The sequence below is a fragment of the Campylobacter sp. 1569 genome, from assembly GCF_024723675.1.
In the GTDB taxonomy this organism is placed as follows: domain Bacteria; phylum Campylobacterota; class Campylobacteria; order Campylobacterales; family Campylobacteraceae; genus Campylobacter_D; species Campylobacter_D jejuni_C.
On the sequence record NZ_JANQDB010000010.1, the window covers coordinates 17,647 to 38,221 of the forward strand.

General features: G+C 28.8%; 18 protein-coding genes and 1 pseudogene. 11 read left to right on the plus strand and 8 right to left on the minus strand.

Annotation, left to right across the window (positions count from 1 at the left end):
- Window positions 1–6: 6 nt before the first annotated feature.
- The gene (gene ftsZ / locus CAMP5060_RS05885; RefSeq protein WP_039626779.1) at window positions 7–1,113 is read left to right on the plus strand and encodes a cell division protein FtsZ; all 1,107 of its coding nucleotides are present in this window, start codon (window positions 7–9) and stop codon (window positions 1,111–1,113) included.
- A 21-nt stretch (window positions 1,114–1,134) separates the two neighbouring features.
- Window positions 1,135–2,499: a nicotinate phosphoribosyltransferase gene (locus CAMP5060_RS05890; protein ID WP_337218058.1), complete on the plus strand. Its 1,365-nt coding sequence runs from the start codon at window positions 1,135–1,137 to the stop codon at window positions 2,497–2,499.
- On the opposite strand, the gene ispG is transcribed toward CAMP5060_RS05890, so the two are convergent.
- Window positions 2,496–3,563 (minus strand): flavodoxin-dependent (E)-4-hydroxy-3-methylbut-2-enyl-diphosphate synthase, encoded by a 1,068-nt coding sequence (gene ispG, locus CAMP5060_RS05895; protein WP_337218059.1) that lies wholly within the window; start codon window positions 3,561–3,563, stop codon window positions 2,496–2,498. The two genes, CAMP5060_RS05890 and ispG, sit on opposite strands and share 4 nt — an antisense overlap.
- A gap of 75 nt (window positions 3,564–3,638) precedes the next feature.
- Here ispG and CAMP5060_RS05900 point away from each other — a divergent pair, with 75 nt between their 5' ends.
- The 7 genes from CAMP5060_RS05900 to CAMP5060_RS05930 are packed head-to-tail and all read left to right on the plus strand — an operon-like array spanning window position 3,639 to window position 10,919.
- Complete coding sequence (locus tag CAMP5060_RS05900; RefSeq protein WP_337218060.1) at window positions 3,639–4,199, plus strand: adenylyl-sulfate kinase; 561 nt, start codon at window positions 3,639–3,641, stop codon at window positions 4,197–4,199.
- On the plus strand, window positions 4,196–5,623 hold the full coding sequence (locus tag CAMP5060_RS05905) for a DUF2972 domain-containing protein (RefSeq protein WP_337218061.1): 1,428 nt from the start codon (window positions 4,196–4,198) through the stop codon (window positions 5,621–5,623). Before CAMP5060_RS05900 ends, CAMP5060_RS05905 begins: the two co-directional genes overlap by 4 nt.
- A gap of 23 nt (window positions 5,624–5,646) precedes the next feature.
- Window positions 5,647–6,414, plus strand: coding sequence for a class I SAM-dependent methyltransferase (locus CAMP5060_RS05910; protein ID WP_337218062.1), 768 nt, complete (start codon window positions 5,647–5,649; stop codon window positions 6,412–6,414).
- Between the two features lie 49 nt (window positions 6,415–6,463).
- A complete protein-coding gene (locus CAMP5060_RS05915) occupies window positions 6,464–7,237 on the plus strand; it encodes a class I SAM-dependent methyltransferase (protein WP_214100225.1) in 774 nt (257 codons plus the stop codon).
- Between the two features lie 12 nt (window positions 7,238–7,249).
- Entirely contained in the window at window positions 7,250–9,574 is a 2,325-nt protein-coding gene (locus CAMP5060_RS05920) for a PEP-utilizing enzyme (protein WP_214136270.1), read from the plus strand.
- The gene (locus CAMP5060_RS05925) at window positions 9,571–10,170 is read left to right on the plus strand and encodes a gamma-glutamyl-CDP-amidate hydrolase (protein ID WP_337218070.1); all 600 of its coding nucleotides are present in this window, start codon (window positions 9,571–9,573) and stop codon (window positions 10,168–10,170) included. Before CAMP5060_RS05920 ends, CAMP5060_RS05925 begins: the two co-directional genes overlap by 4 nt.
- Window positions 10,167–10,919, plus strand: a complete 753-nt coding sequence (locus CAMP5060_RS05930; protein WP_337218063.1) for a phosphocholine cytidylyltransferase family protein — start codon at window positions 10,167–10,169, stop codon at window positions 10,917–10,919. Before CAMP5060_RS05925 ends, CAMP5060_RS05930 begins: the two co-directional genes overlap by 4 nt.
- A gap of 61 nt (window positions 10,920–10,980) precedes the next feature.
- On the opposite strand, the gene CAMP5060_RS05935 is transcribed toward CAMP5060_RS05930, so the two are convergent.
- The 4 genes from CAMP5060_RS05935 to CAMP5060_RS05950 are packed head-to-tail and all read right to left on the minus strand — an operon-like array spanning window position 10,981 to window position 13,752.
- Window positions 10,981–12,825: a primosomal protein N' gene (locus tag CAMP5060_RS05935; protein ID WP_337218064.1), complete on the minus strand. Its 1,845-nt coding sequence runs from the start codon at window positions 12,823–12,825 to the stop codon at window positions 10,981–10,983.
- Window positions 12,822–13,292, minus strand: a complete 471-nt coding sequence (locus CAMP5060_RS05940) for a type II secretion system protein (RefSeq protein WP_214100300.1) — start codon at window positions 13,290–13,292, stop codon at window positions 12,822–12,824. The genes CAMP5060_RS05935 and CAMP5060_RS05940 overlap by 4 nt, the downstream gene beginning before the upstream one ends.
- Complete coding sequence (locus CAMP5060_RS05945) at window positions 13,293–13,532, minus strand: hypothetical protein (protein WP_012661889.1); 240 nt, start codon at window positions 13,530–13,532, stop codon at window positions 13,293–13,295.
- On the minus strand, window positions 13,519–13,752 hold the full coding sequence (locus CAMP5060_RS05950) for a hypothetical protein (RefSeq protein ID WP_337218065.1): 234 nt from the start codon (window positions 13,750–13,752) through the stop codon (window positions 13,519–13,521). Before CAMP5060_RS05950 ends, CAMP5060_RS05945 begins: the two co-directional genes overlap by 14 nt.
- 155 nt (window positions 13,753–13,907) lie before the next feature.
- Between CAMP5060_RS05950 and uvrB the strand changes: the two genes are divergently transcribed.
- Together uvrB and CAMP5060_RS05960 are read left to right on the plus strand one after the other, a co-directional pair.
- Entirely contained in the window at window positions 13,908–15,881 is a 1,974-nt protein-coding gene (gene uvrB / locus CAMP5060_RS05955) for an excinuclease ABC subunit UvrB (RefSeq protein ID WP_337218066.1), read from the plus strand.
- A gap of 8 nt (window positions 15,882–15,889) precedes the next feature.
- A pseudogene (locus CAMP5060_RS05960) lies at window positions 15,890–17,867 on the plus strand (LTA synthase family protein).
- Between the two features lie 16 nt (window positions 17,868–17,883).
- On the opposite strand, the gene efp reads toward CAMP5060_RS05960, so the two are convergent.
- The 3 genes from efp to CAMP5060_RS05975 are packed head-to-tail and all read right to left on the minus strand — an operon-like array spanning window position 17,884 to window position 20,570.
- Window positions 17,884–18,453, minus strand: coding sequence for an elongation factor P (gene efp / locus CAMP5060_RS05965; RefSeq protein WP_039618934.1), 570 nt, complete (start codon window positions 18,451–18,453; stop codon window positions 17,884–17,886).
- A gap of 60 nt (window positions 18,454–18,513) precedes the next feature.
- Window positions 18,514–20,094, minus strand: coding sequence for a phosphoglycerate dehydrogenase (gene serA, locus CAMP5060_RS05970; protein ID WP_087699988.1), 1,581 nt, complete (start codon window positions 20,092–20,094; stop codon window positions 18,514–18,516).
- Window positions 20,091–20,570, minus strand: a complete 480-nt coding sequence (locus tag CAMP5060_RS05975) for a hypothetical protein (protein ID WP_087699986.1) — start codon at window positions 20,568–20,570, stop codon at window positions 20,091–20,093. The genes serA and CAMP5060_RS05975 overlap by 4 nt, the downstream gene beginning before the upstream one ends.
- Window positions 20,571–20,575 lie beyond the last annotated feature (5 nt).

Here is a 20,575-nt window from a genome sequence, read left to right on the forward strand (position 1 = left end):
GATACAATGAGCGAATATCTAGTAGAAGAAATGCAACACGCAAAAGGTGCAAAAATAAAAGTTATAGGCTGCGGTGGCGGTGGCGGTAACATGATAGATCATATGGTAAATATGGGCTTGCACGATCTTGATCTTATTTCAGCAAATACCGATGCACAAGCTATAGCTAAATCTTTAGCAAAGACTAGAATTCAACTAGGCGAGAAAAAAACCAAAGGTTTAGGTGCTGGCATGCAACCAGAAATTGGAGCAGAAAGCGCAAGAGAAAGTTTTGAAGAAGTAAAAGCTGCTTTAAGTCAAAGTGACATAGTGTTTATTTCAGCAGGTCTTGGTGGTGGAACTGGTACAGGTGCAGCTCCTGTTGTAGCACAAGCTGCTAAAGAAGTAGGTGCATTAACTGTTTCGGTTGTAACCATGCCTTTTGCTTTTGAAGGAAAGCAAAGAAAAAAATTAGCCGAAGCTGGCTTGGCTGAATTAAAAAAAGAAAGTGATTCTATCATTGTAATCCAAAATGAAAAACTTCTTAGCATACTTCCAAAAAAAGCAGGCATAAAAGAAGCATTTAAGCTAGTTGATGATATCTTAGCTAGAGCTGTTAGAGGTATGGTGTCTATCCTTTTAGAAGATGGCGATATCAATGTTGACTTTGCAGATGTTAGAACTGTTATGAGCCATAGAGGTTTAGCTTTAATGGGTGTAGGTCATGGAGAAGGTGAAAATGCCATCATGGATGCATTATCAAGTGCTATAGAATCTCCATTGTTAGACGGTATGACTATGAAAGGTGTTAAGGGCGTAATTATCCATTATAAAATTGGCCCCGAATGCTCATTGATAGAGATTTCACAAGCTACTCAAAGTATTAGCGATATAGCAGATGAAAATGCAAAAGTAATCTTTGGTGCAACTACTGATGAAAGTATGGGCGATCGTGTTGAAGTAACTATCATTGCTACAGGTTTTGAAGATAAAGCTGAAATAGAAAGTGCTAAAGAACAAGAAGAAAGTAAAAAAAATAGCTATATGAATTTACGCAAGGCTAGCGGTGGATTTGACGAAGAAGTAATTTCTCAACTTGATGTTCCTGCTTTCTTGCGTCGTCAAATGGATTAATTTTTTAGTAAAAATCCTTATATGAATTCTTCATTATTATGTGATTTTTACGAATTAAGTATGGCTTATGCATATTTTAAAAAAAACATGCATAAGCAAATTGTTTATTTTGAAGTTTTTTTTAGAAAAGCTCCTGATAATGCTTCTTATGCTGTTTTTTGTGGATTAGAACAAATCATAAATCATATTAATCATTTTTCTTTCTCTCAAAGTGATATAGAGTTTTTAAAAAATACTCACAAATTTGATGATGATTTTTTAAACTATCTTTCAACTTTAAAATTTGGTGGAGATATACTAAGTGTTAAAGAAGGTGAATGTGTTTTTGCTAATACACCCTTAATGATTATCAAAGCACCCATAATAGAGGCTTTATTATTAGAAACTTTCATACTTTTAACCTTAAATCATCAATGTCTGATTGCTACTAAAGCTAATAGAATCACTCAAATTGCAAAAGAAAAATTGCTTTTAGAATTTGGCTCTCGTAGAGCCCATGGAGAAAGTGCAGCTTTAAATGGTGCTAGAGCTGCTTTTATAGGTGGTTTTCATACAAGTGCTTGTACTTTAGCTGGAAAAAAATTCGACATTCCTATAAACGGAACTATGTCCCATGCTTGGATACAAATGTTTGATGATGAGCTAAGTGCTTTTAGAGCATATTGTCAAATTTATAAAGATAATATAAGCCTTTTGATTGATACTTATGATTATAAAAAAGGTATTGAAAATGCTATTTTAGTTTTTAATGAGTTAAATGCACAAGATTCCATGTTTAATTATTCTATCCGTATTGACTCAGGAGATTTGCTTAAAATCTCTAAATATATTAGAAAAAAACTAGATCTTGCTAGCTTAACAAAATGCAAAATCATAGCTAGTAACGCCTTAGATGAGTTCATCATAGAAAAATTACTAAAAAATAAAGCTCCAATCGATGCTTTTGGTATTGGAGAAAAACTTATTACTTCAGCAAGTTCGCCTATTTTTGGAGCTGTTTATAAACTTGTTGCATTAGAAAAAAACAATCAAATCATCCCTAAAATAAAAATCAGCGCAAGTTCAAGCAAAACAACCCTACCACATTTTAAAAAACTTATAAGATACTATAAAAACAATAAAGCAAGTTTTGATATTTTATATACACATGATGAAAATATCAAAAATTATCAAGGCTACACATATAAAAATTTACATAAGCTTATTTTTAAAAATGGAAAATTAATCTATAAGCTTCCTAACTTGAAAAATATTCAAGATTACCATAAAAAAAGTGTTGATAGTTTGGATTTTAAACTAAAAAAACTTCAAAATCCAAGTATTTATAAAATAAAAATTTCTAAAAAATTACAAAATATGCAAAAAACTTACTTGGAAAAAAATTAATCTTTTTCTCTAAGTTTCACCTCATCTTCTACCTCAAGTAAAAATCTATCCACAAGCTCATCTTCTTTTAATTTTGCTACCACTTCGCCATGTCTTATAACTAAACCTTGATTTTTTCCAAAAGCAATCGCCACATCAGCACCCTTAGCCTCACCCAAGGCATTTACAACACAACCCATAACACTTATATTTAATGGTTCTTTTATATGTTTAGTTTTTTCTTCTACTATCTTAATCGCTTTAATCAAATCACTTTGAATTCTTCCACAAGTTGGACATGAGATGATATTTACTCCACTTTTTTGCACTCCACTATCTTGCAAAATAGCCCTTGCTACCTTAATCTCTTCTTCAAGCTCCCCTGTCATAGAAACTCTCATTGTATCACCTATACCTTTTAAAAGTAAATTTCCTAAAGCAATCGAGCTTTTAACCGTGCTATGAAATTTAGTTCCTGCTTCAGTAACCCCTAAATGAAACGGATAATCACAAAGTGGTCTTAAAGCCTCATAAGCTTTTATGGTATTTTGTACATCTGAAGTTTTCATAGAAATTTTAATATCAAAAAAGTCCAAATCTTCTAGTAATTTTATATTATATAAAGCACTCTCAAGCATGGCCTCTATATTATAACCATATTTATCACTAAATTGTTTTTCTATAGAGCCATGATTTACCCCTATTCTAATAGGAATTTTTCTTTGCTTACAAGCTTGCACCACTTCTTTGATATTTTCTTTTGAGCCTATATTTCCTGGGTTAATTCTCACCCCATCAATAAATTCAGCACAAAAAACTGCTAGCTTATGATTAAAATGTATATCCACTATTAAAGGTAAGGGGCTTTTTGCTTTGATTTCTTTTAAAGCTCTTGCATCTGCCATATCCAAACAAGCTAAACGCACTATATTCGCACCGGCAAAATAAAGCTTATTAAGCTGCTCTAAACAACCCTCAATATCTCTTGTTTTAGTAAAAAGCATAGATTGCACCGAAATAGGAGCATCACCACCTATTAAAACATCACCTACTTTTATTTGTCTTGTTTTGTATCTTTTTTCCATAAATCACCAATAAAAAAGTATTGTTTTATATTTTTATGATATTATACAAAATTATAAAAAAATTCAAGGTTTCAAATGAACTTGGAAAACCAAAATATCTCAGATCAAGCAAAAGGCTGTGTAATATGGCTTACAGGCCTTGCAGGAAGTGGAAAAAGTTTTCTTTGTAAGAAAATATATTCAGAACTCAAAAAAACACATGATAATATTATATATCTTGATGGAGATGAGGTGCGCGAGCTTTTTGATCATAAAGACTATACCAAAAATGGTCGAATTGATGTTTCTTTAAAAAGATCTAAATTAGCACAATTTTTAAGTTCCCAATCTATGATAGTTATAGTAAGTGCTATTTCAATGTGGAATGAAATTTATCTATTTAATAGAAAACATATAAAAAATTATTTAGAGATATATGTTAAATGCGATTTAAAAGAATTAATAAAAAGAGATCAAAAACAGCTTTACACAAAAGCATTAAATAAAGAGATAGATAATGTAGTTGGAATAGATATCAACTTTGATATTCCAAATAATGCAGATCTTGTTTTAGATAATAGTAGTTTTAATAACACAGAAGAAAAAATACAACTTATTTTATCGCATTTTAATAATAAATTTAAAGGAATGCTATGACCGTTAAAAAAGATCAAGATATTCTTAGTAAAAAGATAATCGAATTTTTTATTCAAAGTGCTAAAAATAATATTGATTTTGACACTTTCAAACAGCATTCTCTTGATTTTCAAAAAGAAATACACAACATTATCTCTAAGCACGAATATATCATCAAAAAATATTATAACAAAATAATAACTTGGTTAAATTCTAAAGAATTTCAAGAATATAAAAATGATAAACCTTTTCCTTGCTTATTTCCTTTAAAACATATAAATTACGATGAAATCGATGCTGAATTGGCATGGTACTTAAATATACCTATAAAAGACAACTATGATATTATTTGGTTACAAAAAGCTAGTTCTGGAACAGATGTTACCACCTTTTTTTTTGATATTTGTGATATTTCATACAATCATATAGAATGGACAAGATCCTCTGCTGAGGATTTTAAAAATTTTTTCGAATTTTTTAAAGAAAAAAAAGATATTTGTGTCATAAAACACACGCGGGAAGATTTTTGTTATTTTATAAATAAAAATATTAATATGTTTTTTATGGTAAGAGACCCTATAGAAATTTTAAGAAGTAACTTAAACCATCTTTCTATGAATCATTATAATATAACTCCCGATATGAAACGGATAAATCTAAAAAGTGACTATAAAAAATTATTCCCAAAAATAATATATCATCATTCTCAAACAACAAAGCCTGACATTTCAGGATTAAAAAAAATTATTCAAGCTCACAATGGTAATTTTTTTAACACTAACAGGAAAATCCAAATATTACAACCTTTTTTAAAAGATATTAATTGCATTGAATTTTCACAAATAAATACCACTAATGGATTTGAAACTTTTAAAAAATTAGCAAAAAAATACAATCTAAAGCAACCGATTAATCCAGAGCCATTTAAACAAAAAATCAACAGAATGGCTGGAGATTTATTAGTACTCTCGGTTGTTTTTTATGCTAACAAAAACGATCTAAATCCTCTTTCTAATGTTAACTCTTTTAAATCTAAAGAAAGTTTGAAAATAGTTATAACTACTCATTATTTATCTCCTGATACTAAAAATTACATTGATATTACTAACGAAATTTTTACCGGGAGAAAATTATTATTTAACAATATTATATTTTTAATTAAAAGCAATGAATATGAAATTTTAAAAAAAGACCGAGAATTATTTTTAGCTAGTAAAAAATTTCTTAATGGCTATATGAATGCATTAGAAACACATGAACAAAAAATAAAAAACAACCTCATTACAGAAGAGCAAATTCTTGACTATTTAAAAGATAAAAAAGAGTTAAGAAATAAATTAAAAAAACTAATTGATGAAGATTTGACGTATGTAAAAAAATATCATCCAGAATATTTGCAAAAATGGAGATATTATCAAAAATTTAAAGAAATTTGCGAAAAATAAAAAATAATTTTCAAAGGAGTTTCATGAAACAAGGTGACTTTAGTGAAGTTGCAAAACATTATCACAATAGACCAGCATATTCAAGTATGCTTATAGAAAAGCTCATAAAATGCGTAAATGATCAAAATAAAAATACATTAAAAGTTGTAGAAGTAGGAGCTGGCACAGGAAAGCTTACTAAAATGCTTGCTGATGAGTTTAACCTTTGTATAGATGCAGTCGAACCAAATGATAATATGCGTGAAGAAGGTATTAAATTTACTCAAAATTCACAAAATATTACTTGGCATAAAGGTAGTGGAGAAGAAACTACTATGCCCAGTAATTATGCTGATTGGGTAATCATGGCTAGTTCTTTTCACTGGACAGATCCTAAAAAGTCTTTACCTGAGTTCGCAAGAGTACTTGCAGGGGGGGGGTATTTCACTGCCATATGGAATCCACGCCATATAATTAAAGACTCTGTATTTTATGAAATTGAAGAGGAAATTAAACATATTGTACCAGAGCTTACTCGTGTAAGTAGTGGGGTGCAAAATGTTAAAAACTGGGAAGAAATCTTAGTAAGTACTGGAGATTTCAAGGATTGCTTTTTTATGGAGTGTGATTATAAAGAGCTTTGGAGCAAAGAGCGTTATCTTGGGGCTTGGCATTCTGTAAATGATATTCAAGCACAAGCTGGAAAAGCTAGATGGGAAGAAATTTTAAAAATGATAGAAAATAAAATTTCTTCTATGGATATGATTGAAATTCCTTATAAAATCCGTGCATGGACGGCGCATAAGGCATAGTAAAGTCCTTTAGCTTTTTTAGCTTTGCTATTAAAGTTAAAGGAAAAAAATGAAAAAAATAGTAGAACAAGTTTGGGATTATACTAAGCATGCAAAATTTTACTCATACAGACCAAATTATGCACCACTTAGTATAGATATGCTAGTAGAGCTTGCCAAAAGAACTAGTCAAAGTTCTAAAATAAAAGTTGCAGATATTGGAGCAGGTACAGGAAATTTGAGTATTATGCTTTTAGAGAGAGCTTGTAAAGTGGTAGCGGTTGAGCCAAATGATGCAATGCGTGAAATTGGTATAGAAAGAACTCAAGGTCAAGATATAGAATGGGTAAGAGCTACCGGTATTGACTCTACTTTAAAAGATGGAGAGTTTGATTGGGTGAGCTTTGGAAGTAGCTTTAATGTGATGGATAGATCAATGGCATTAAAAGAAAGTCATAGATTGCTCAAAAAAGGATGTTATTTTACTTGTATGTGGAATCATAGAGATTTAAATGATCCTATTCAAAAAATAGCAGAAGATATTATCGTTAGTTTTGTTCCAAATTATACAAGAGGCACAAGAAGAGAAGATCAACGCCCTATTATAGAAGCGCATAAAGAGCTTTTTGATAATATTATTTATTTGGAAGAGGATTTTTACTTTCATCAAAGTGTAGATAATTATATCAATGCTTGGAGAAGTGTAAAAAATCCTTATTGGGATCTTGAGACTAAAGAAGGCAATGAGTTATTTGAGAAAATCACTGATAAGTTAAAGCAAGAATTACCAAGCAAATTTGATATCAAATATACAACAAGAGCTTGGAGTGCAAAAAAAATATAAAAGAGTGATATTATGGATAGATTAGTTTTTCAAACAAAAGCAAGAAATTTGCAGAATTTAAAAAATATACTTAAAAATGCAAAAGTTTTAGATGTAGTTATCACTTCTTTAAAAGAAATCATTCAAGATAAAGAAGAAGTACTTAAAAAAATTACCAACCTAAATGCGAAAAAACTAATCATCCGTAGTTCTTCTAATAGTGAAGATAGTTTAAAAAGCTCCAATGCTGGAGCTTTTTTAAGTTTGGCTAATGTAGATGCTAGTGATAAAAGCCAACTTTTTAACGCTTTAGAAAAAGTAGGTCATTCTATGCCTAGTGAGAATGATGAAATTTTAATTCAACCTATGCTTTTAGATATTCAAAAATGTGGTGTTGCTTTTAGTGTAGATAAGGATAATTTTGCTCCATATTTTTGCATAGAATACGATGAAAACGGCTCTAATAGTTCTATTACAGATGGAAGTGCTAAAAATGCCAAAACATATTTTCACTACCGTGAAAATGAAGATATAAAAGATCCATATATGCAAAAAGTTATTTTATTATTAAAAGAACTTGAAAGTTTATATGATTGTAATTTTTTAGATGTAGAATTTGCTTTTAATGAGCAAGATGAACTTTTTTGCTTACAAGTTAGACCTTTAATAATGCAAGAAAAAATCAATCTTTTTGATAACCTGCCTAAAGAAGCTTTACATAGACTTTATAAAAGATTTTTATCTTTACAAGAACCAAGATCTAGAGTGCTTGGAAATAAAGCTATTTTTGGTGTAATGCCTGATTGGAATCCAGCAGAAATTATAGGACTTAGACCAAAAAGATTAGCTTTTAGTCTTTATAAAGAAATCATTACAGATAATATTTGGGCTTATCAAAGAAATAATTATGGTTATAGAGATCTAAGATCACACCCTTTAATCCATTCTTTTTTAGGTATTCCTTATGTAGATGTGAGACTTTCTTTTAATTCTTTTATACCAAAAACGCTTGATGAGAATATTGCTAAAAAGTTAGTTAATTATTATTTAGATAAATTATATGAAAATCATGAGTTGCATGATAAAGTGGAATTTGATATAGTATTTTCTTGTTATGATTTTCATATGGCTGATAAATTAGAACGCTTATTAGATCGTGGTTTTAATAAAAATGAAATCAAACGTATTGAATTTTCTTTGCTAAATCTTACTAATTCTATTGTTAATATTAAAAATGGCTTATGTTCAAAAGATATAGAAAAATCAAAACAAATGATTGTGTATTATGAGAACATTATGCATTCAGATTTTTCACCATTAGATAAAATTTACTGGCTTTTAGAAGAGTGTAAAAGATATGGAACATTACCATTTGCCGGTGTTGCAAGGGCTGCGTTTGTAGCCATGACTATGCTTAATTCTTTGGTGGAAATTGGATTTTTTAGCAAAGAAGAAAAAAATGAATTTTTAAATTCTCTTCACACCGTTAGTAAGACCTTGAGTAATGAATTAACAACTTTAAATGAAAATAATAAACAAGATTTTCTAAAACAATTTGGCCATTTAAGAGCAGGAACTTATAATATTTTATCTCCAAGATATGATGAGGATTTTGATGGATATTTTGATTTAAAACAAAAAAGTAAAATTCAAAAAGAAAAGGAATTTAAAATTAGTGATGATAAGTTGCAAAAACTTGATCAAATTTTAAAAGAACATGGGATTGAAGTTAATGCAAAAGAATTTTTTAGCTTTTTAAAAATAGCTATAGAAGGACGCGAATTTGTTAAATTTGAATTTAGTAAGCTCTTATCTAAAGCTATATCACTGATAGAAGATCTTGGAAATTATTATGGAATATCCAAAGAAGATATGGCTCATTTAGATATTAAGAGTATTTTAAATTTATACTCTAGTGTATATTCAAAAAGTCCAAAAGATAAATTTTTGAGTGAAATTAATGAAAACAAACAAGAATATGAATTAAGTTTAGCTATAAAACTTCCGGCCTTACTAACTGATGCGCATCAAATATTTGGGTTTTTTGCTAACTATATTCATCCAAATTTTATCACTCAAAAAAGTATTAGTGCTAATATTGCTTTAGAAAATGAACAAGATTTAAAAGGCAAGATAGTGTTAATCTATGCAGCTGATCCTGGCTATGATTATCTGTTTACTAAAGATATTGCAGGTTTTATCACTTGCTATGGTGGTGCAAATTCGCATATGGCTATTAGAGCTTCTGAGCTTGCTATGCCTGCTGTTATTGGTGTAGGTGAAGAGAATTTTAAAAAATATCTTCAAGCAAAGAAGATTAAAATTGATTGTCAAAGCGAGCAGATATTTTGTCTATGAAATTTATAGCCATTAGCCAAAGAATTTTAGAAAATCAAGATTATTATGAATTAAGAGAGTGTTTGGCGCTTGATTGGGGAAATTTTTTTAAAAAAGAATTAAGTGAGTTTTTACCTCTTCCATTGAGTTATGAAATTGATTTTAAAAATTATATCTCTAGTATTAGTGCTGTGATTTTAAGTGGAGGTAATGATTTAAACTCTTGTAAATCTTCTTTCATTAATCAAAAAAGAGATGAATATGAAAAAAATATTATAAAGTATTGTGTGCAAAATAATATTCCTTTGCTTGGGATTTGTAAAGGAGCACAAATGATCGCTTCCTATTTTAATTCTACTATTTGTCCTTGTAAAGATCATATTGGAAATCATGAAGTGTGTTTAAATGATCAAGCAATTAATGTTAATTCATATCATAATTTTGCTATTAAAACATTAGGTAATGAGCTTGAGGTGTTAGCAAATGCAAAAGATGAAACAATAGAAGCTTTTAAGCATAAAAAATTTAGTATTTATGGTCTAATGTGGCATATTGAAAGAGAAAATGGTATGAGCGAAAAAAGTATTTTTAATGCGTGGTTAAAGGATATAAAATGAGAGCTATAATTTTAGCGGCAGGATTTGGTTCAAGGTTAATGCCTTTAACAAAGAACAATCCAAAATGTATGGTTGAATATAAAAATAAAAAAATCATAGATTATGAAATTCAAGCTTTAAAAGAAAATAATATTCACGAGATATGTGTAGTTGGTGGATATTTATTTGATGTTTTAAAGGATTATGTGGGTAAAAATCATAATTTGGAGTTGTTTTATAAAAATGAAAACTATGATAAAACTAATATGGTTCAGACTTTATTTTGCGCTAGAGAATTTTTGCAAAGTTGTATTGAGGATAAGCAAGATTTGATTATTTCTTACGCTGATATAGTTTATTTTAAAGATAGTATAGAAAAACTCAAACAGTCAAAAGATGATTTTGCTGTTGTTGTGGATAAAGCTTGGAAAGAACTATGGGTAAAAAGGTTTGAAAATCCACTTGATGATGCTGAAACTTTAAAATTACATGATGATTTTATAGTAGAGCTTGGCAAAAAAGCAAAAAGTTATGATGAAATTCAAGGGCAATATATAGGCTTATTTAAATTTTCTCATCATTTTTTAAAAGAAGTTTTAAAAACCTATGATGGACTTGATAGAACTTTACTTTATGATGAAAAAGATTTTGAAAATATGTATATGACAAGTTTTTTACAAATTTTAATTAATAAATACAAAAATGCAAAAGCTATAAAAATCAATGGAAATTGGTGCGAGATAGATTTTATGAGTGATTTGAATACTTGATTATTATTTTAGTTGATTTTTACATATACTTACAATAATAATGTAAAAATTCTACTAATTTTTAACTAAAATCAACCGGATCTATATCGCAAGTAATATTTTTAAAATTTAAAGCAAAATGCTCAAATTGTACAAGTTCTTGATGGGTATTGGCACGCAATAATACATAAAAACGCCATTTTTTATTTAGCATTTCAATACCACAAGCACCATGGCCTACTAATTGCACTTGTTTTAATTCTTGAACTTTATTAGCTATAAATTCACATAAATTTAAAGCTTTGTTTTTATCCTCATCTTCAATAATTAGCCTTAAAAGTCTTTTAAATGGAGGGTAAAGCTCATTTCTAGTATTTAATTCATCTTTTAAAAAACTATCATAATCTTGTATATATTTTTCAAAAAAAGATCTATTCTTAGTTTGTAAAAGCACCCTACCCTCACCCTTGCGACCTGCACGACCTGCTACTTGCATAGCAAGAGCCAAAGTCTCTTCTAAAGCTTTAAAATTAGGTCTAAATAAATACTCATCAAGCCCCAAAATCACACTCAAATCCACATTATGATAATCATGTCCTTTAGCAAGCATAGAAGTACCTACTAAAATATCAATTTTTTCTTGATTAAAATCTTTTAAAATCATATCAAGCTTTTTTACACTGCTAATCTCATCACTATCAAATCTTTTTATGATAGGATTAAACTCAGCTAATTCTTTTTCTAAAAGCTCACAAAGCTCTGCTGTACCCATTTTTTTAGCTTCAAGCATAACTCCATTGCAAGTTGGGCAGGTTTGATCGATTTCTTTAGTAAAATTACAATAATGGCATTTTAATGCATTTTTATTTTTATGTAAACTCAAAGCAATAGAACAAAAAGGGCATTTAATGGTATTAGCGCATTCTTTGCATAAAATTTGTCTAAAATTTGCCCTTGTAGGTAAAAATACCACAGCTTGCTTTTTATTTCTTAAGCTAATTTTTAATTCTAAAAGCAATTTTGACGAAACACTAAGCTCACTCTCATCGTATAAAAACTGCTTTTTACTTTCAAAAAAGGTTCCTTTAAGTCTAAAACAAGGATGTTTATAAAAACTTACAACACTTGGAGTAGCCGAACCTAAAAGAACTTTTATATACATTTTTTTTGCTATAAATAAAGCCAAATCTCTTGCATTGATTTTTGGATTATTAGAAGCTTTGTAAGAATTATCATGCTCTTCATCAATAATAATCAAACCCAAATTCTTAAAAGGTAAAAACAAAGCCGATCTAGCTCCTACTACCAAAAGAGCTTTTGAATTTGCTAAATCTTGCAAATATTCTTGCTTTTTTTTCTTAGTAATTTTAGAATGCCACAAGAAAAAATGCTCACCAAAATACACTTTTAATCTTTTTTGCATTTGCGGAGTTAGAGCGATTTCTGGCATTAAAAGCAAAACTTGCTTTCCTTGCTCTAGATATTCTTTTATCAGGCTAATATAAATTTCAGTTTTACCACTTCCCGTATCACCAAATAGCAAACTAGTTTGTTTAGTTTTTATAAATTCCAAAGCTTCTTGTTGGTTTTTACTTAAACTAGGTGCTTTTTCTATATGAATTTTTTCATTTTTATACTCTTTAATGCTTTCAAACATACCCAAAACAAAAGCTATTTTACTAGCATAATAATAAGCAATAAATTGAGCAAGTTCGTATTGGTATTGCGTTAGCTTAAAACCTGTTTTTTCTTTTATAGCTTGGGTTTTAAAATCAGGCTTTGAGCATTTTTGTAAAATTATAGCTTTAAGATTTTTTTTCCTTGCAAGATCAACTACCACCTCATCTAAAATTTCAAATTCTTCCTCACTCTCATAAGTTAAGGTATCTAAATAATATCCTTTAATAGCAAGTTGATAAAAATTCAAAACCCATAATCCTTACAGTTTAAACTCACACATTCCAAAAAAACCTTTTCACTATTATAAGAAAAATCTATGTAATTTTTAGTATTTATGAAAAATCTATATTGAGTATTTGCTGTTTTCATCCACGATTTTTTAGATGAAATGATTGGTTTTTCTAAAACACTATAAGTGCATTGTTTTGTATTTTTATGATTTTGAGAATTAGAACATACAAATAATTTTTGATTTTCGCTATTTATCAAAGCTTCATCTAAAATTGTTGGAAAATCCTTACTTTCTTTAAATAAAAACTGATTTTTGAGTAAAGACAAAGAAGCATTGATGAGCTCCACCTCACTTTTTACTTGAATGAGTTTAGCATCATTTTTTCCAAAAGAAAAATACGGATAAGCAATTACACTAAGAATAGCAATAATCATCATACAAAAAACAAGCTCTATCAAAGTAAAAGCTTTTTTTATTTGCATTTATTTTATTTCTTCATCGATAGTATTGATAAGTTTATTGAGTTCTTTTTTTAAGATATAGTTTTCGTAGCTAAGTTTTACAAAAGCATTAATGAAATTTGCAAGTTCTATCTTGCCCGTGCCTCCAGAAATTAAAGCAATTTCATCTTCAAGATGATTTGCAAATTCATTACTGCATGTTACAACAAAATCTTTTGCATAGACATTAATTGTAACTTTTCTTTGGTTATTGTTTGCCAAGAACTGCCTCTATTTTTTTGATCACATCTTCGCTTTCAATATTTTTATTTTTAAGCTCTTCTTCTAAACGCGCGATTTGATTATTTTTAGCTTCATTTTGTGCTTTTACACTTACTAATTCATTTCTTAAATTTTCATTTATTTCACACACTTCATTATATTTAGCCAAAAGCTCATTTACTTTATCTGTCATTGTGTTGATTATTTTTTCATCATACATATTTTCTTGCCTTTATTGATTTTATATTTTAGAGTATTTTAAACACATAATTGTAACAAAAAAAAATTTAATTTTACATAGCTTTTTGTTTTAAAATTTAAATTTTTTACAAAAAATTTTGTGTAAAATTAGCAAAATACAAGTTAGGAAAATTTATGTTTGAACTTACTAGTGATTTTGAGCCAAGTCCTGATCAAAAACAAGCCATTGATAGTATAGTAAAAAGTATCAAAGCAGGTAATAAATATCAAACCTTACTAGGTGTTACAGGCAGTGGAAAAACTTTCACTATGGCAAATATCATTAAAAACTTGAATATACCTACTCTTATCATGAGCCATAATAAAAGCTTATGCGCACAACTTTATAGTGAATTTAAAGGCTTTTTTAAAAACAATCACGTGGAATATTTTATAAGTTATTATGATTATTATCAACCAGAAGCCTATATACCAAGAACGGATGTTTTTATAGAAAAAGATAGTTCTACCAATGAAGACTTAGAAAGATTAAGACTAAGTGCAAGCGCTTCACTTTTAAGTTATGATGATGTTATTTGCATAGCTAGCGTTTCAGCAAATTATGGCTTAGGAAATCCTAGTGAGTATGTAGGTATGGTTTTGATTTTAGAACTAAATATGCAAATTTCACAAAAAGAACTTTTGAAAAAACTTGTAGATATGGGCTATAAACGCAATGATAATTTCTTTGATAGAGCTGATTTTAGAGTCAATGGAGATATAGTAGATATATATCCAGCTTATTATGAGGATGAGGCTATTAGACTTGAATTTTTTGGCGATGAACTTGAGGCGATGTATCATTATAATGTCTTAGAAAATAAAAAAGGTAAAGATTTAAAAAAATTTATACTTTATCCAACTAGTCAATTTAGCGTAGGTGAAGCTAGACTTAAAGAGGCTATAAAAGGTATAAAAACTGAATTAAATGAACGTCTTGCTTATTTTGAAAATGAAAATAAACTCGTAGAAGCACAAAGACTAAAACAAAGAGTGGAATTTGATCTTGAGATGCTTCAAAGCACTGGCATGTGCAAAGGAGTTGAAAATTATGCCTTGCATTTAACAGGACTTAAAAGCGGTGATACACCTTATACGCTTTTTGATTATTTTGCTATTAAAAACCAAGACTTTTTAGTCATTGTAGATGAATCTCATGTATCTTTACCACAATTTCGTGGGATGTTTGCAGGGGATAGAAGTAGAAAGCAAACTTTGGTTGATTATGGTTTTCGCTTGCCAAGTGCTTTAGATAATAGACCTTTGATGTTTGATGAATTTATTAATAAAAATTGTAAATTTTTATTTGTTTCAGCTACACCTGCGCCTTTAGAACTAGAATTAAGCAAAGAAAATATTTTTTATCAAATTATACGTCCAACAGGGCTTTTAGATCCTAAAATAGAAATCAAAGATAGTGAAAATCAAGTTGAAATTTTATACGATGAAGCTAAAAAAGTTATAGAACGTAATGAAAGAGTTTTAATAACCGTTTTAACTAAAAAAATGGCTGAGGAACTTAGTAAATACTACTTAGAGCTTGGCTTAAAAGTAAAATACATGCACTCAGAAATTGATGCAATAGAACGTAATGAAATCATCCGTGACCTAAGAAGCGGTGCTTTTGATATTTTAATCGGGATTAACCTTTTAAGAGAAGGACTTGATTTACCTGAAGTTTCCCTTATAGCGATTATGGATGCAGATAAAGAAGGTTTTTTAAGAAGTACCACTGCACTCATTCAAACAATGGGACGCGCAGCTAGAAATGTCAATGGAAAAGTATTACTTTTTGCTAAAAAAATCACAAAATCTATGCAAGAAGCTATCGATACCACCAATGAGAGAAGAGCTTTACAAGAAGCTTATAACAAAAAACACAACATCACACCAACCTCAGTAAAAAGAAACATAGAAGAAAGTTTAAAACATGAACTTGAACAAGGAGAAATTTATCGCAAAGGCAAAGAACTTGAAAAAATGCCTGCAAAAGAACGTGCTAAAATAGTAAAAGAATTAAGAAAACAAATGCTAGAGGCAGCTAAAAACCTTGAGTTTGAGAAAGCAGCAATGCTTAGAGATGAAATTGGAAAACTAAAATTTTTATAGGAGAAAAAATGAAAAAAACGCTCATTCAAATTATTATCTTTTGTTTTTTATTTATAAGCATATTTACTATTAATAGGCTTTTCATGCAAAATGATTTTATTTCACAAAAAATCATACAAAATAATTTCTATGATATATTAAAAATGTATTTTTATGGAATTTATCATGATATAAGATTTTTAAGTGTTGCTTTTTTACCGCTTTTGTTTTGTGGATTTCTTTCTTTAATAATTTCTCATCTTAACCACAAAAAACTAGTGATATTTACGGGGGGGGGTATATAGACTATATAGCATTGTTTCAAGTATTTATATAGCATTTATAGCTATTATAAGTATAATTTTTTCTTTTGCAAAATATTACTACTACGAACTTTATAATGACAAATTTAATATTTTTTTATTTAGTATAAAAAATGACAATATTAGCACTATTTTAGATATCATCTATAATGATTACCCTATTTTAAAAATTTCATTTTTAGCTTTATTTATTTCTTTATGCTGTGTATTTTTAAATTTAAAAATTTTATATTATAAAACTACCAAAAACAACTATAAAATTCATACCTTATTATTTTTAAATATCATTTTAATTTTTATATACATTTTAGCTCTTAGGGGACCATTTAAACATGTTGCTATTAATGTACAAAACTATTCCTTTAGCGAATTTAAAGTTGTAAATGATACTATGCTAAATCCTATAATGACTTTTGCTTGGGCTCATAAACAATACAAAGAAGAACAAAAAATACCCTCAATTGATGATAGCACTGCAAAAGAAATTCAAAGTAAATTGTTTCCTTATATGGATATAAGTCAAAATAACCCTATAGCAGATACTACAAAACCAAGTATTTTTTTAAATATAATGGAAAGTTTTGGTTTAGAAATTAATGAGTATAGTTCTGAAAAAATAAATTTTTTAGGTGAACTAAAGCAACATTTTGAGCAAGATTTTTTATTTAAGAGATTTTTATCATCAAGCAATGGAACTATACCTAGTTTGGCAAATTTATTATTTATCAGTCCATTTTCAAATATTTCAACTAGTAAATTTCAAACAATAAAACTACCTCTTACTCCTATTGAAATTTATAAAAAAGCAGGTTATAGGGTTATTTTTATAAGTGCTGGAAATGGATCTTGGCAAAATATAAAAGAGTATTTAAAAATACAAGGAGTAGATGAAATTATAGATGAAAATAGTATAGTTAATTCTTATCCTCAAGCTAAAACAACGCAAAATGGTTATGGAGTAGCCGATGAATTTTTATATAAAAAAGCTTATGAAATATTGCAAGATAATCCATATAAAACATTAATCATTGCCCTAACAATATCAAATCATCCTCCATATTTAGATTATAATATAAAGATTAATCATGATCAAATACCAAATAAACTATTAAATCTTCTTCCATATAATCATAAAAAACAACTAGCTATATTAAAAGCATATACTTATGCAAACAATGAATTTGGAAAATTCTTAAGCAAAATAAAACATAGTGAGCTAAAAGACAAGATTATTGTAGCCGCAACAGGAGATCATAGAACAAGAGATTTGAAAAATAATCTAAATAATGCAAAAGCTTTTTCTTATAGTGTTCCTTTTTATTTATACATCCCAAAAATACTACAATATAATATTCATTATGATAAAAATAGAGTAGGATCACATAAAGATGTATTTCCGACCTTATATAATATAAGTCTTAGTAACGTAGAATATATTAGCATGGGCGGAAGAAATATATTAGGTCTAGCTAAAAACGAAAAACTAGAATTTGGGATAAATGATGCATTGTGGATTGATGATAAAGGTGTATATATTACAAATAAAGGATATTTTTTTGAAAAAAACACTTCAATCAAAAACACAAGTCAAGAAATTATTTTAGATAAATACCATAAAGAATTTCATGAGTTATATTATAAAATAAATTGGTGGCAACTCAATAAAAGGCTAAATAATAAATAAGCTAAGACAACTTAGCTTATTTATTTGCTCTTTCTATATACTCTCCACGCACAGTATCAACACGGATTACTTCCCCTTCTAGCACATGGAAAGGAATTTGCACTACTGCACCTGTTTCTAAAGTAGCTGGTTTTTTGTTTGAACCTTGAGTATCACCTTTAAAATTCGGCGCTGTTTCAATAATTTTAAGCTCCATTACTTGAGGTACTTCCACGCCAATTGCTTTTCCATTGTGAAATAAAACATCTACCATGGTTCCATCAAGCATCCATTTTTTAGCTTCACCCACATCTTCATCACTAATTGCAACTTGCTCATAAGTTTGAGTATCCATAAATTGACAATTTTCACCATCATCGTATAGATATTGCATTTGTTTTTCTTCTAAATTTGGAGATTCACATTTATCCCCTGCATGGAAAGTTTTTTCCAAAACCTTACCATCAATAAAAGATTTAATTTTAATACGCACAAAAGCAGGACCTTTTCCTGGTTTTACATGTTGATATTCTACGATTTTAAAAGGAATACCATCAATTTCTATTTTTAAACCTTTTTTTAAATCTCCCATTCCATAAGAAGCCATATATTTTCCTTAATTTTAAAATTAAAAAATAATTGTAACAATTAAGGCTTATAAAAAGCCTTAAATTTCTGCATATTCTGCAAAAATACAAGCATCAATAGCTCTTAATTCCTCAAGCAAAGCTTTTGAAATTTTTGTATCAAGCAAAATCACAGCCAAAGCTTTTCCAAAGCCATTTCTACCAAGTCTAAAATCAGCTATATTGACATTATTTTTAGCTAAAATTCCGCTAACATTAGCAATAACTCCTGGTATGTCATTATTGTTTAAAATTATCATTTTCCCTTTAGGTTTAAAATCTACATCAAAACCATTTAACTCTACTATCCTTTGTTCATTTTCACCAAAAATAGTTCCTGAAATAGAAAGATTAGAATTATCTGTAATTACCTTTATGGTGATTTTATTACTATAACCACTACTTGGTAAAATACAAGAAGAAAGTTCCACACCCTTATCTTTAGCTACAAAATGCGCATTAATATAATTAATATTTTCACCTAAAATTCCTCTTAAAACACTCACTGTTGCAAAAGTTAGCAAAGACTCATTATACTCACTAATTTGTCCTTCACTTTCAAGTTTAATAGCCTTAATAGGAGTTTTATCAAGCTGAGCAGCCAAAAAGCCCATTTTAGAAATAAGCTCAATATAAGGTGCTACAAAACTTGGCAAATCTTCAGTTTTAATTGGTAAATTTAAAGCATTAGGATAAGAAATTCCTCTTACAGCATTTAAAGCTTGCTCGCATGCTTGAATAGCGATATTTTCTTGACTTTCTAAGGTATTTGCACCAAGATGAGAAGTAACAGAAACATTTTCAAAGTCTAAAAATGGATGATTAGTTGCAGGTTCTTTATTAAATACATCTATGCCAAGCCAAGCTATTTTACCACTTTTTAACCCCTCGCACAAAGCATCTTCATTATAAAGACCGCCTCTGGCACAATTGATCAATCTTACGCCATCTTTCATTTTAGAAATTTCTTCAAAAGAAATCATATCTGTTGTTTCTTTTGTTTTTGGTGTATGTATGGTAATAAAATCACTTTGAGTTAAGATTGTATCTAAAGAATTCACACACTCTATACCCAAATCAGTCATTTTAGAAGCTACCACATAAGGATCATAAGCTATAACTTTCATACCAAAAGCTTTTGCACGTACAGCTACTCTTGAACCTATGTTACCAAAACCTATAACCCCTAAAGTTTTGTTCATAAGCTCAACACCATACCACTTTTCTCTTTCCCATCTTCTTTGTATTTTTAAAAAATTATGAGCATTTACAAAAGATCTTGCAGAGCATAATAAATGATTCATAGTAAGTTCAACCGCTGCTATGGTATTAGCCGTTGGCACATTCATTACTATAATGCCTTTTTTAGAGCATTCATCTATATCAACATTATCAACCCCAACACCTGCTCTAACTAAAGCTTTTAAATTAGAACATGCATTGATAAATTTCAAATCCACATCCGTTGAACTTCTAGTAATAGCCACATCCACATCGTTTAATTTTGTCAAAAGCTCATCTTTAGGTAAATGTGCCGCTTCGATAAGCTCTACATCATCAGCTTTTCTTAAAAGCTCTACACCTTTGTCTAATATTGCATCACATACAATAATTTTTTTCATAACCAAACCTCCTTTAATTTTGCATTTATGTTGTAAATTTTTAATTTGTCGATCAGTGCATTTAAAACTTTTTCATTATCTGTATCTAAATAAATCGCAACTTCATCTTTACTCTGTGTTAAAGTATATTTAATAAAAAAAGAATGCAAAGTTTGCTTTAAACAAAACATAGAATAAACATCATTTTTATTCACATCAAGCATATAGAATTTTTGCTTTGGCTTTACTATAGAATCATCCATATTAAAACTCATATAAAATTCATTTGCCGCTGGAGAGAAGTCATTGATTTTAAGATTTGAAAGTTTATCTTGCCAAGTTTGCGGCAATTCTTTTTTTATCTCATCAAAAGAATATTTAACATTTTGTGAGATAGATAGATTTCCAACATCTAAATATCTCACCATAAAAACAAAAGCAACAAATAAAGCTAAGCTTAAAAAGCCTAAAATACCATAAAGGGTATATTTTTTCATTTTTT